The 14,818-nt window shown below is 47.3% G+C and carries 6 protein-coding genes and 1 pseudogene; all 7 read left to right on the forward strand.

Annotated features, from left to right (window positions below):
- The first annotated feature begins 22 nt into the window (after positions 1–22).
- The 7 genes and pseudogenes from EJL04_RS08370 (at position 23) to EJL04_RS08400 (ending at position 14,752) form a co-directional block, all read left to right on the forward strand.
- Positions 23–1,834: an endo-1,4-beta-xylanase gene (locus EJL04_RS08370; RefSeq protein WP_125104638.1), complete on the forward strand. Its 1,812-nt coding sequence runs from the start codon at positions 23–25 to the stop codon at positions 1,832–1,834.
- A gap of 2,140 nt (positions 1,835–3,974) precedes the next feature.
- Positions 3,975–6,992, forward strand: a pseudogene (locus tag EJL04_RS08375) (SusC/RagA family TonB-linked outer membrane protein).
- 13 nt (positions 6,993–7,005) lie between these two features.
- The gene (locus EJL04_RS08380; protein WP_125104639.1) at positions 7,006–8,961 is read left to right on the forward strand and encodes a RagB/SusD family nutrient uptake outer membrane protein; all 1,956 of its coding nucleotides are present in this window, start codon (positions 7,006–7,008) and stop codon (positions 8,959–8,961) included.
- 405 nt (positions 8,962–9,366) lie between these two features.
- Positions 9,367–10,233 carry a sugar phosphate isomerase/epimerase family protein gene (locus EJL04_RS08385; RefSeq protein WP_125104640.1) on the forward strand — a complete coding sequence of 289 codons (867 nt, stop codon included), beginning with the start codon at positions 9,367–9,369 and terminating at the stop codon, positions 10,231–10,233.
- Positions 10,230–10,895 (forward strand): DUF3826 domain-containing protein, encoded by a 666-nt coding sequence (locus EJL04_RS08390; protein WP_021854996.1) that lies wholly within the window; start codon positions 10,230–10,232, stop codon positions 10,893–10,895. The genes EJL04_RS08385 and EJL04_RS08390 overlap by 4 nt, the downstream gene beginning before the upstream one ends.
- 36 nt (positions 10,896–10,931) lie before the next feature.
- The gene (locus EJL04_RS08395; RefSeq protein ID WP_125104641.1) at positions 10,932–13,013 is read left to right on the forward strand and encodes an aceric acid hydrolase; all 2,082 of its coding nucleotides are present in this window, start codon (positions 10,932–10,934) and stop codon (positions 13,011–13,013) included.
- Positions 12,992–14,752 carry a right-handed parallel beta-helix repeat-containing protein gene (locus EJL04_RS08400; RefSeq protein ID WP_125104642.1) on the forward strand — a complete coding sequence of 587 codons (1,761 nt, stop codon included), beginning with the start codon at positions 12,992–12,994 and terminating at the stop codon, positions 14,750–14,752. The genes EJL04_RS08395 and EJL04_RS08400 overlap by 22 nt, the downstream gene beginning before the upstream one ends.
- Positions 14,753–14,818: the final 66 nt, after the last annotated feature.

Consider the following 14,818-nt stretch of genomic DNA (forward strand, 5'->3'; position numbering starts at 1 on the left):
AAAACAACAAAAAAGTAATATCATGAAACTGAATAAAATAATCATACCGGTGCTGGCAGCCCCGTTACTCCTCACAGGATGCTACGACGAGAAGATGGACTGGCACACGCCGGACGGACATTATCCGGTTGTATCAGACGAGATTCCACTCTCACTCCAGGAGAAGATTGCCAACTACGACAACATCAAGGCCTACATGGCACAGTATATGCCTAACGTAAAGCTCGGCCTGGGACTCGGAGCAGACAAATATATCTCTGACGACACAGCCTATGTGAACAGATGTAACGACAACTTCCAGCAGTTTGTTACAGGCAACGCCATGAAGCACGGCTCAGTTGTTCAGAACGACGGTAGCCTGAAGTTCACCACGATAGACGCATTCCTGGCAAAGGTGCCTTCTGACATTGACATATACGGCCACAACTTTATATGGCACACTCAGCAGAACCAGACATATCTGAAATCGCTCATCGCACCTACGGTGGAGGTTACTCCGGGAAGCGACATCGCCAACGTCATTCAGAACGGCGACTTCGAGAGCGGCACAAAAGACCACTGGAGCAGCTGGGGCAACAGCTCTACAACAGAGGTGCAGGAAGGTGCAGGATATGACGGAAGCTACGGACTCGTAATGGTTAACCCAAGCGATGCCGACGACTATTCGGCACAGCTGGCTTACGACCTGACCGACCCGCTCGTAGCAGGAAAGAAATACATCATAAGATTTAAGGCTAAGGCCAGCACACCTGCCGGCACACTGCAGTTTGCCACACAGAACAGCAGCGACTACTCTGGCGAGGGATACCACTCATTCAGCGTAGGCACAGAATGGACAACATGTGAGTATGACTATACCTGCACAAAGGACAACCTGAACCGAGTGCTCATCAACTTCGGCAAGGTGGCAGGAACCTACTACATCGACGACGTTGAATTCGGCGAGGAAATAGGCGGATCGGCATCAGCTAAGCGCGGCCCTGCAAAGGCTTCGTCTGTAACCTACAAGTTCAAGACACCTGAAGAGAAGAAGGCAGCCCTGCTCGGAGCTATGGAGAGCTGGATTAAGGGCATGGCAGAACATCTGGGCAACAGAATAAGCGGATGGGACGTGATAAACGAGCCTATAACCGACGGCACACCTAAATGGCGCGGCATAGAGGGCAACTTCAGCGAAGGCGACAGCGAGCCTGTTGAAGATCCTGAAAGCGGCTTCAACCTCAACTGGGAGTCAGGCCACTTCTACTGGGGCTACTACATCGGCAAGGAATATGCTACAAAGGCATTCGAACTTGCACGCAAATACGCTCCAAACGCCAAACTCTATGTAAACGACTACAACCTGGAGACAAGTCCGGCAAAACTGGCAGAGCTCATCAACTTCGTAAAATACATCGACGAGAACGGAAGCGTAAAGGTTGACGGTATCGGCACACAGATGCACGTAGACGGCAAGTCGATAACCAAGGAGCAGATTGACGCAATGTTCCAGACGCTTGCAGCTACAGGCAAACTGATAAGGATAAGCGAGCTCGACGTAAGAATCGGCACGACATCGCCTACAGCCGACGACCTGCAGACACAGTCGGACGTATATCAGATGATTATAGAATCATACAAGGCAAACATACCTGAGGCACAGCAGGGCGGAATAACACTGTGGACTCTCTCTGATGCTGCCGACGAGCACACTTACTGGTATCCTGACGACGCACCAAACATCTTTGACAAGAACTATGCCCGCAAGACAGCCTACAAGGGTGTATGCGACGGTATAGCAGGCAAGGACATAAGCGAGGACTTCACAGGAGACATGTGGATGAACGGAAAATAATAATTCTGATACAGCGATTTATCTTATCAATAAGGTGCATAGGCTATCGGCCGTGCACCTTATTATTTTTATATACACAGCCGCCAACCGTGCAAAGATATACCGCCTTAGGCTTTCTGCAAGCCGGCATCATGCCCGTATGATCATTTGCCATAGACAAGAGAAAGGGCTAAATCAGGCTCGCATCAGGCGCACTACGCCCTATCTGCCACCTGTCTTCATTCTGCCTGCCACGTCGCCACATCATGACACGGCATAGTCTTTTTGCCTTACGACAGCATCACGCCACCTGCCATTCTTAACAATGCCCGCCATCACCCGGCCGTTCATCATGATTCGCGGGTAAAAAGCCTGCAACAATCAAAGCAACACAAGGCAAAACATGGATAGATCATGACGTCAGGACAAGAATAAAAACAGGCGCTGAAGGCGGTAAAAAATCAGGACATTAAATTTTTTCATTACAGAAAGCCAACATATAATATAAGTTAAACAGAAACAATAGAATCCACCATTCTATTAACCATTGTTCACAATATGCACACATTAAACATGCAAAAACAATGGTTTTGCCATGCTAAAAGCACCGGTTTTGAAGCAAAAAAGCATCACTTTCAAGTAGAAAACATGCCACTTTTGACCCGTAAACGGCATAGTAATATTATTTAACACATACACAGCAAAGCCAAAATAGAACTAAGACACATAATATCAACCACTTACACAAAACGCTAAATTTTGCGCCATCTATGGTCAAAAATCCGGTTTCATGATGAGCACCGCCATTCTGGAAGCGTTAACCGTTCGGATTTTACGAAAAATCCTTACAGTGTGTCTGTATGTCAGACATTATTTTCAAGACCAAAATATATGCAGCCAGACAATACTGCAAACAGCAAAACAAGAATAAGCATACACGCCCTTAATAAGCCACAGCCGAAAGGCATTAAATATAAAATGCATGACAACGCTTCTATCTGCCGTCAGGATTCATCAAAAGATTGTCTTATACTGAGCTGACTACCATTTTCCTTCTCATAAAATTAACTGACTTGTCAAAAAAGCAGGCGGCAATACAGCAACAGAAAAATAATATGACGGCAGAAAAATTAAGTCTACTTTAAGATTAAAACATACGCAGCAGCATCATCTATTGGTGATAAATACAACATGAAAACATGTACAAGGCAAACCGGCAAAGACTGACCGATATACCGTATGCCCATAACCCAACTGATGTAAATAAAAATCTGTTTTCACTAAAAACATTCCGACAGCAAAAGCATGCCGCAAAAACATGAAAGAAGTATGCCGTTGAGAAAACGGCAATGGCAAAAATCAGAAATAGAGCGCTCAAATATTTAAAAAAAATATGTTACAATTTCAGAAAAAACATGACAAGCCTAGAACAAAATATAAAACTAAGGATAAAAACTCATTAAATATTTTTTCACTAAAAACTTAATTCGCACGAAAATCAGGCTGAAACATCAAAACATACACACCGAAAAACCTTGCATGCATCAAAAACCTTTGTACTATGATTTTTGATACAAAAACCATAAAATAGAAATATTCAGACCATTTTAACAGAAGAAACGTGCCATAAACCATGAAAAACGTCTAAATATAGGCTCTTTTTACTTATATGAGACGTAAAAAACGCGGATGAAACATTAAGAAACGTTGATAAAACATTAAGAAACGTTGATGAAACATTAAGAAATACATTTATAAATATTAATTTATATTTTTGCAACGTAGAAAACTTTATAAAAAATACTATAAAAAAACTTACATCACCACGTAACAAAAATACCATAAAAAACAAAGCAAAAATACTTGAAACAAATATTAATGAGACACAAATGTCATGGCACAAGGCATACAGCCGGCCATAAAGAGAAGGAAAAGAAAACCAATATATAATAATGTAGAAGAAACATAATTCTGAAAACTTAAAAAAAATAATACTTTAAATTAATGTTTAACTTTGATAACTCAAAAGACTATGGATTACTTTAAATCTAGACAAAATCTAAGAGGAATCGTGCTGGCACTCGGAATAGCCTGCACAGCTTCCAATGCTTTTGCGGTATCACTTGCAACACCTCCAGAGAATGCCGGGGCTAACACAGCCATGGCCGTACAACAGAAAATTACTGTAACAGGTAACGTAAGCGATGCTACAGGTCCGTTGGTTGGAGCAACCATCAAGATTAAGGGCACGTCAACAGGTGTTGTAGCCGACATTGACGGTAACTTCAAGATTTCTGCCGGTCCAAACGACGTTCTTGAAGTGTCATACATCGGATATATCACACAGGACGTAAAAATCAACAACAAGTCGAAACTGACCATCGTACTCGAAGAAGAGAAACACTCGCTCAACGAGGTTGTGGTTATCGGTTACGGTACACAGAGACGTGAGGCCGTAACAGGTTCTGTTGCCAACGTAAGCGGCGACGAGCTCAACCAGATTGCAGCCACCAACGCCGCACAGGCCCTGCAGGGACGTGTTGCCGGTGTGCTCATGACACAGACATCTTCAAAGCCTGGTGCTGAAATGCAGATCCGTATCCGCGGTCAGCGCTCGCTCAACGCCAGCAACGACCCGCTGATTGTGCTCGACGGTATTCCGTTCATGGGTCAGCTCTCTGATATCAACCCTGGCGACATCAAGTCGATGGATATTCTGAAGGACGCTTCGGCAACAGCCATCTATGGTAGCCGCGGTGCCAACGGTGTTATCCTCATCACAACCGTAAAGGGTATGCAGGGCTCACCTGCCAAGGTAAGCTACAACGCATACATCGGTTTCAAGACCGTGTTCCACAAATATCCTATGATGAGCGGAAAGAAATATGCCGAGATGCGTAAGTATGCCGGCCTGTATACAAACTCTCTCGACGAGAGCGACGACACAGACACCGACTGGCAGGATCTGTTCTACCGCACAGGTATCACCCACAGCCACGACGTAAGCATACAGGGCGGAACTCAGGGCGGAAGCTACAGCTTCGGCGCAGGCTACTATCACGACGAGGCTGTCATCCCGACACAGGGCTACGACCGTATATCTATCAGAGGTAACTTCGACCAGAGCGTGGGCAAGTATTTCCGCTTCGGTCTTTCTACCAACACCAGCTACCGCGAGACAAAGGGCAGCAACATCAGCATCTACAACGTGCTGTCTATGAGCCCTCTTGCATCTCCTTATGATGAGAACGGCAACCTGAAGCGCACGGTGCGCATGCCTCTCGACGAGACATTCGTGCTGACAAAGAGCGTAGCTGAAGACCTCAAGGACGTATGGCTCAACGAGGACAAGGGTCTTGGTTCATACAACACCATGTTCGCTGAAGTTAAATGTCCGTGGATCGAGGGTCTGAGCTATCGTGTAAACGTAGGTTTGAACTACCGTACAGCAAAGAACGGTGTGTTCACAGGCACAGGTGTAAACAACACCAACCCCGACGCCATCAACAGTGCTTCTGTACAGCAGGACGTAACAAGAAACTGGGTTGTAGAAAACCTCTTGACTTACGACCGCACATTTGCTGAGAAGCACCACGTTAACTTCACAGGCCTCTACTCTGCTGAGCAGACTACATTCGAGCGTACATACATGTCAGGCCGCGGCATCCCGGCTGAATACTTCCAGTATTACAACATCGGTTCTGCAACAGACGAGGTTTCTGTCAATCCTAACAACCAGAACTACTGACAGAGCGGACTTATGTCATGGATGGGCCGTATCATGTATACATACGACAACAAGTATATGATTTCTGCCGCAGTACGTGCCGACGCTTCTTCACGTCTGGCCAAAGGTCATCAGTGGCACACATATCCTGCCGTATCAGTAGGTTGGAACATCTCTCGCGAGAAGTTCATGCAGAAGTTCGACTGGCTCGACAACCTGAAGCTGCGCGTTGGTTATGGTGAAACATCTAACCAGAGTATCGACCCGTATTCTACACTCGGCGCACTCAGCACACGTCCTTACAACTTCGGTCCTGCAAGCACAGGATTCCTCCGCGGATACTATGTTTCTACACTGCCTAACGAGGAACTCGGATGGGAGTATTCATCTACATGGAACTTCGGTCTTGACTTCTCACTCTTCGGCGGCCGACTCAGCGGTACGATGGAGTACTACGTACAGAACACCAACGACCTTCTGCTGAGCGTATCTCTGCCGGCTACATCAGGTGTGGGCAGCTATATGGCCAACATCGGTAAGACACGCAACAAGGGATTCGAAATGAGCTTGAACGGTGTCATCATCGACAACAAGAACGGATGGACATGGGATGCAGGCGTAAACTTCTACGTAAACCACAACGAACTTGTTGAACTTGCTTCAGGTGCAACTGAAGATGTGGGCAACCGCTGGTTCGTAGGTCATCCTATCGACGTTATCTATGACTACAAGAAGATTGGCTTGTGGCAGGAAGGCGACCCGTATCTCAACATTCTTGAACCGGGCGGAAACGTAGGTATGATCAAGGTTGAATATACAGGCGACTACAACGAGGACGGAACTCCTACACGTCAGATCAACCAGGAAGACATGCAGGTTATCGACATGGAACCTGACCTCATCGGTGGTTTCAACACAACAGTAGGCTACAAGGGCTTCGACTTCACTGTAATCGGTGCATTCCAGATTGGCGGTACACTCATCAGTACACTCCACTCTTCTAACGGTTACCTCAACATGTTGTCAGGACGCCGCGGACAGATCGACGTTGACTACTGGACAGAGGACAACACTGACGCAAAATACCCGAAACCGGGCGGCATAATGTCAAGCGACAATCCTAAGTACGGAAGCACACTCGGATACTTCGATGCAGGCTATCTGAAAGTACGTGCCATCACTCTCGGCTACGACTTCGCCAAACTGAAGGCTGTCAAGAACTTCGGCATCAGCAAGCTGCGTGCTTACTTCACAGTGCAGAATCCGTTCGTACTGTTCTCTCCGTTCACAAACGAGTGCGGTCTTGACCCGGAGACAAATACCATGAGTAACGATAACAGCACTATGGCTGTAACAATGGAAGGCTACACAGGCTCACACAAACTTCCGGTTGTCGGCTATAACACTCCTGCCACACGTAATTTCTTATTTGGTATAAATCTGACTTTCTAAAAAACAAATAACCATGAATACGCTTTTAATAAAAATAAGGAACCTCGGAATAGCATCGTTAGGATTACTGATGCTCGGTTCATGCTCTGATATCCTTGACGAGCAGCCTCGTACTAAGTACGATCCAAGTTTCTTCGGAACAGAAGAAGGAATAGAAGGCGGTCTGACCGCACTCTATTCACATCTGAGAGACACATACGGATACGCTTACTACTACAACATCTGCGAAACAGGTACCGACGAATACACCTACGGCCACGACGCTGACGGCAACTTCAAGGATGCCGACCTCTCAGGAGTGGGCTCACTGACATCACAGTCATGCCGCGCAGACGCTTTGTGGAACAACGTATTCACATACATCAACTCTGCCAGCGGCATCATCGAGAACGGTATGGCTTCAGGCATGGACGAAAGCCTTATCAGCGAGGCAAGATTCTTCCGTGCATTCGACTACTTCCGCCTCGTTCAGACATTTGGCGGTGTGCCACTCGACCTCGGAGCAGGCGAACTTAAGTTCAACACATCTCCTTCTCGCGTTTCAAAGCGCAACACTGTGCCTGAGGTTTACACAAAGGCCATATTCCCCGACCTCATCACTGCAGTAACCAATCTGCCGGAAACAGGACGCGTAACTGGCGGACTTACAAAGACTGCTGCACGTCTGGTGCTGGCTCAGGCTTATCTTACATACGGATGGTGGCTTGAGAATCCAAAAGACATCCCGACATACCCCGTATGCGACCGCGTTGACCCGGACGGCCACGACGCACAGTGGTATTTCCAGAAGGCTTACGACATTGCACTCGAGGGAATACAGAACCCTGGCCCGTTTGCACTGCAGCCTACATTCTATGACGTAAACGTAGGTTCAAACGACCGCAACAACGAAATGGTGCTCTATGCTGACCACACTGAAAACAGCGAAGAGTTCAACGGCGGTTCGCTCAGCTACGGAAGCGGAAGCGCTCCTGACAACTTTGCAGGCTGGATGGTTACATGGAACTATCCTAACATGACAGCCACAAGAGCTGACAATGATGCCAAGTTCACTCCGGTGCTCCGTGCTGCAACTCAGAATCTCGGACGTCCTTGGACACGTATGGCTCCTCCGCAGGAAGTGTTTTATAATACATTTGCCGACAAGACTCACGACTCTCGCTACGACGGTACATTTACAACCGTATTGCGCGCTAACTGGAATCTCGACCAGGCAAACTACGGAACACTGACACATGCAAAGAACGCCAACGGTATGCTTATCGGCGTAGGCGATGCCGTACTCTCATTCCTCGACAGCGATGTTGCAGATCAATCTAAGATTAAATATGTAACAGACAACTCTGTTGGCGGAGGCGTTATGGAAGGACGCGCTGACTATGTGGTTGAACCTAAAGCCATAAGCCGTCTGAAATATCCTATTCTGTGGAAACTTGGTCCGTATCGTACAGACAACAACGGAACAGTTGGTCAGCCTAATGCAGCCAGCACACGTCCGTTCCCGATTCTGAAGTTCTCTGAGCTCTACTTTGCAGCAGCAGAGGCAGCAGTTAAGGGTGCAGCAACACAGCCGGGCTATTCAGCACGCGATCTGATAAACGTTATCCGTGCACGTGCAGGTAAATGGAGCTTCAGCAATGCAAAGAACGACTATTATGTAGCCGACTTCAGCAAAGAGATGACAGATGCCACTCCGCAGGAGATCACAATCGACTACATTCTCGATGAGCTGAGCCGCGAATACTTCGGCGAAGGTCACCGCTGGTTCGACCTCGTTCGTACACAGACATGGGCTGAGCGCGCTGGCACTTATACAATCGCCGGCATGAACGCTACAGACGTTACACCACAGACATATACAAGAACCATCAATAAGGAGCACTATCTTCGTCCTATTCCACAGAGCCAGCTCGACGCTATGGAAATGACAGAAGAAGAGAAGGCTGAATTCCAGAATCCTGGATATTGATGAGTCTTTATCCCCAAATCTGCATGTAAGCACTACATAACAGGTAAAGTGTTTCTACAGGTTTTTATTTATGGTAAAGTTAGGAAGGAGATATGCCGTGTTGGCATATCTCCTTTTATTTTTTCATTTCATCAGCAATATGCCGGCGCCCACGTTTACTGAAAGCTACCGATTAACCTATGGCAGGAAAAGCTGCCTGCAACAAACGAAACGCAACAATCCATTTCGCCACAATGTAAACACAAAAGCTTTATTCCACACCCAATATATAATGGAGCCTTCAATGTCTATTTGCCTTGTTTATCAAAAAATGAAGTAGAAAAACATTATTAACGGCTAACACGATCACAAATAGGTCTCAAATAAATAGTACAAAACAGGCCATGGCACGTCTGTAAAATAATTATGAAACGTTTATTTATTACATTATTAATATTAACGGCAGGAATTATTGTTCCTGAATCGGTTTTAGCGCAACAGCGCTATCAAATCGGAGTGTGTGACTGGATGGTGCTGAAGCGCCAGAAACTGGGCGAGTTTAAGCTGGCCAAAGAACTGGGATGCGACGGCATAGAAATGGACATGGGAGGCCTGGGCGTGCGCAACTCGTTCGACAACAAGATGCGCGACCCCAAGATGGTGAAGCTCTTTAACCACACGGCCGACAGCTTCGGCATAAAGGTTGGAGCCGTGGCCATGTCCGGCTTCTACGGACAAAGTTTTGCAAAGAAAGAGAGCTGGCGCTGGCTGATACAAGACTGCCTCAACACAATGGACGCCATGGGAGCCAACGTGGCATTTCTGCCCCTTGGAGGATGCGGCAACAACTGGACCGACTCACTGCCGCTGCGCCAGCAGATAGTGTGGCGTCTGCACGAAATAGGCGAGATGGCCAAAGCTCGCGGCAAAGTGATCGGAATAGACACCCCGCTCGATGCTGAAGGCAACATAAAGCTGCTTGATGAGATAAATTCAGAAGGAATTAAGATATTCTACAAATTCCAGACAGCTATAGAAAACAAAAGAAACATAGCAAAAGAGATAGGAAAACTCGGCAAAGACCGCATCTGTGCCATACACGCAAGCAACACGGACGGTGTATGGCTCAGAAACGACAAGGCTGTGAACATGAAAAAGATAAAAAAGGCCCTCGACAAGGCTGGATGGTCTGGCTGGCTCTTTGTTGAGCGCAGCCGCGACGTAAATCAGGTTCGCAACGTAAAGAAAAACTATGGCGAAAATGTTAAATACTTAAAAGAGATAATGCAATGAAAAAAATTTTAACTATTTTTGTATCGCTTATAACATTCGGAACAAATTACGCTCAAACAATCCAGTTAAACTCTAACGGCCGCGACCAGAACTATGTTAACACCATTCTGGGAAGAGCGCAGAAAGTAACTGACGCACTGAACATAACCGGAACAGACAAGGGCGAACAAGTCAGAAACATTGTTGCAAACAGATATTTTATTCTTAATGACATTTACGAAGAAAGAGACAGCCTGAAGAAAGTTGCTTCTTCACTTGCCGGCGACGACAAGAAACTCGCACAGAACTTCGCAGAAAGTCAGAAAGACCAGAAACTTTACCGTTCACATGCAGGATTTATTGCCGACTTGTCTTTGTTCCTTGACGATGCTCAGATCGAGACAGTTAAGGACGTGATGACCTACAACGTCGTAAAGGTTACATACGACGCTCAGTGTGACATGATTCCTACTCTGAAAGATGAAGAGAAGAAGCAGATTCTGGCATGGCTTAAAGAGGCACGCGAATATGCCATCGATGCAGAAAGCTCTAAGAAGAAGCACGAAACCTTCGGAAAATACAAAGGAAGAATCAACAACTACCTAAGCAAGCGCGGATATAATCTGCAGAAAGAGCGTGAGGAATGGGCTAAACGCGTTAAGGCACGCGGAGGCACACTGTAACGCATCTAAAAAACATTTATACCTCGAAGATATATAATGAAAAAATCTATTCTGATAAATATTCTGATTTCTGCAGCCGCAGCCACACCGGTCATGGCACAGCAGAATGGCATAACAGACACACGCAACAGCAAGTATGCCATAATAAACTCCACCCCTATAAGCGCCGTAAAATGGACAGGCGGTTTCTGGGGTGAGCGCTTTGGCGTGTTCAGCGGCACTTCGCTGCAGAGCATGTGGGAGACATGGAAGTCAGACAAAGGCCACAGTTACAACAACTTCATGATTGCAGCCGGCGAGAAGAAAGGCAAGCGTCATGGACCTCCGTTCCACGACGGCGACATGTATAAGTGGCTTGAAGCTGTAGCTGCAGTATATGCAGTCAACAAAGATCCTGAACTTGAGAAGATAATGGACCGCGTGATAGAGCTTATAGCAAAAGCCCAGCGTCCAGACGGCTATCTGCATACACCGGTGGTAATAGCTGAAATCAACAAGAAGGCACTTCAGGACGAAGAGAAAGAGAACGAGACCATTGGCACAAAAGTAGGCACAAGCAAGGACGGCCGCTTCGGCAATCCGCTCAACTTTGAGGCCTACAATCTGGGGCATCTCATCACTGCCGGAATTATCCACCACCGCGCAACAGGCAAGACCACTCTGCTCGACTGCGCGATAAAGGCTGCCGACTGCCTGTATGACTTCTACATGAATCCGTCTGCCGACGCACTCGAGAAAGGAGTAATCTGCCCCTCACACTATATGGCCATAACCGAAATTTACCGTGAGACAGGCAATCCGAAATATCTCGAGCTGTCGAAACAGCTGATAAACATACGCGACAGCGTAAAGAACGGCACAGACGACAACCAGGACCGCATACCGTTCCGCCAGCAGTACAATGCCATGGGACATTCGGTCAGAGCCAACTATCTGTATGCCGGCGTTGCCGACCTTTATGTTGAGGACGGAGAGGCACAGCTGAAGAAAAACCTCGACTCAATATGGAACGACATCGTCTACCGCAAGATGTATATCAACGGAGCCTGCGGCGCACTGTATGACGGCACTTCGCCCGACGGTACTGAATATAAGCCAGACCTTATACAAAAAGTACACCAGAGCTACGGCCGTCCATATCAGCTGCCCCACTCTACCGCACACAACGAAACCTGTGCCAACATTGGCAACATGCTGCTCAACTGGCGTCTGTTCCAGAACACAGCAGACGCAAAATACACTGACCTGGTGGAAAACTGCCTGTTCAACAGCATTTTGTGCGGCATAAGTCTTGACGGCAAGAAATATTTCTACACCAACCCGCTGAGAATGTCAGACGAGCTGCCGTATAAGCTGCGCTGGCCCAAAGAGCGTACAGAATACATCAGTTGCTTCTGCTGTCCGCCGAACACGCTGCGCACACTCTGCGAGGCTCAGGACTATGCTTACAGCGTAGGCAAAAAAGAGATTTACGTTAATCTGTATGGCGCAAACACTCTCACGACAAAGCTTGACGGAATAGGCGAAATAACTCTAACACAGGAAACCGACTATCCGTGGAACGGAAGCATCGCCCTCAACGTGACAAAGCTGAAAGGCAAAAAAGATTTCACGCTGAAGCTAAGAATCCCGTCATGGTGCAATGACGCCAAGATAACAGTAAACGGCGAACCTGTCAACACTGACATCAAGAGCGAATCGTATGCAGCTGTTACACGCACATGGAAAAAGGGCGACGTTGTAAGACTCGAAATGCCTATGGAGACAAAGCTCGTTGAGGCAAATCCGCTGGTTGAAGAGTGCCGCGGCCAGGTGGCTGTACAGCGCGGACCTATTATATACTGTCTCGAGAGCAACGACCTCAACGGCGTTGACATTGACAACATAGCCATACCGGTAGACGCAAAGTTTGTGCCCGTAGAGACAAACATAGAAGGAAGCCGCATCATGGCGCTTGAGACAGAAGCCGTAAACCGCAGCGAGAAGTCATGGAACAACACTCTTTACAGAGAAGTGAGCAAAGATAAGAATAAAGTGAAAATACGCCTTATACCCTATTATGCATGGGGCAACAGAGGCAAGAGCGAAATGACAGTATGGATACCCGCAGAATATTAATAACACTAATATCCGCAGCTTTTGCCGGAATAAACATCTATGCGACCGACTTGATTGTCAAGCCGGGCGCATATGCTATAGAGAAAGCCTTGCAGCAGGCCAGAGAAGAAAGACGCCTGAACAACGCAAAGGACATAACCATACGCCTGGCGGAAGGCACATACAGCCTTAATCAGCCCATCGTTGTAAGACCCGAAGACAACGGCACACGCATTGTTGCCGACGGCAATGTGACGATAAGCGGTGGCGTAAGGATAACCAACTGGCACAAGCAAGGCAAGATGTACGTGGCCGACGTGCCCGACTTCAACGGCCGTCCGCTAGAGTTCAGGCAGATGTGGGTAAACGGCAAGAAAGCCATACGTGCACGTGATGTTGAAGACTTCAGCGACATGTTCAGAATAAGAAGTCTCGACAAGGCAAAAGAAACAATATACGTGCCGGCAAAGGCCGTAAAGAAAATAGTGAACGCCAAGTATGCTGAAATGGTGCTTCACGAAATGTGGTGTGTGGCCAATCTGCGCATAAAGTCGGTTAAGATAGCCGGCGACAGCGCTGCCGTGACATTCCATCAGCCCGAAAGTCACATCCACTTCATGCACCCTTGGCCGTCGCCAATGGTTACATCAGACGGACACAACTCAGCCTTCTATCTCACTAACGCTAAGGAACTGCTCGACAGCGAAGGTGAATGGTATCTCGATGCCAAAGCATCTAAGCTGTACTACATTCCCCGCAAAGGCGAAAACATGAACACGGCCGAGGTGATTGTGCCTGCAGTGGAAACTCTGCTGAAAGTGGAAGGCACACCCGACAATCCCGTAAAAGACGTAACTTTTGAAGGCATAACATTCAGCTATGCAACATGGATGCGCCCGTCTATAAGCGGACACGCCCCGCTTCAGGCCGGTATGTACATGACTGAGGCCTACAAGCTCAGACCAAAGATGATACGTCCCAACGGCGACCACAAGCTCGACAACCAGGGATGGGTGGGCCGTCCGGCAGCGGCAGTAAGCCTCAACTGTGCCGAAAACGTGTCATTCACAAAGTGCAGCTTTGAGCACAACGCGTCAACAGGTCTCGACTATCATACCTATATAAAAGGTGGAACCGTTGACCGCTGCAAGTTCAGCGACATGGGAGGCAACGGCATTTTGGCCGGAAGCTTCGGTCCGGAGGCTCACGAAGCCCATCTTCCTTATGATCCGTCAGACCGCAGGATTATATGCACAGACCTGAACATAACCAATAACCTCATAACAGACGTGTCGAACGAAGACTGGGGGTGCGTGGGCATAGGTGCTGGTTTTGTGAAAGACATAAAGATATGCCACAACGAAATCAGCGAAGTGTCATACACAGGCATCAGCATGGGATGGGGCTGGAATCAGCAAGTATGCTCTATGTCTAACAATCTGATTAAAGGCAACCTCATCCATCATTATGCCAAGCACATGTATGATACAGCCGGAATCTACACTCTCGGCTCTCAGCCTCACTCATTTATCGAAGAAAATGTGGTGAGAGACATCTACTCGCCGAGCTATGCACACGACCCGAACCACTGGTTCTATTTGTATACCGATGAAGGTTCTTCTTACATAACCGTAAGAAACAACTGGACTCCGAGCGAAAAATATCTGAAAAACGCCAACGGACCCGGCAACACATGGGAGAACAACGGCCCGAACGTGGCCGACAGCATAAAGGCAAATGCAGGTATTATGGCTGAATAACAGGCCATAATACCTTTAAACGAATTAATCAGTAAAACAAATAAACGAATCTATTTACAAATCTAA

Origin of the sequence: Prevotella marseillensis (assembly GCF_900625065.1) — a bacterium.
Lineage (GTDB): Bacteria > Bacteroidota > Bacteroidia > Bacteroidales > Bacteroidaceae > Prevotella > Prevotella rara.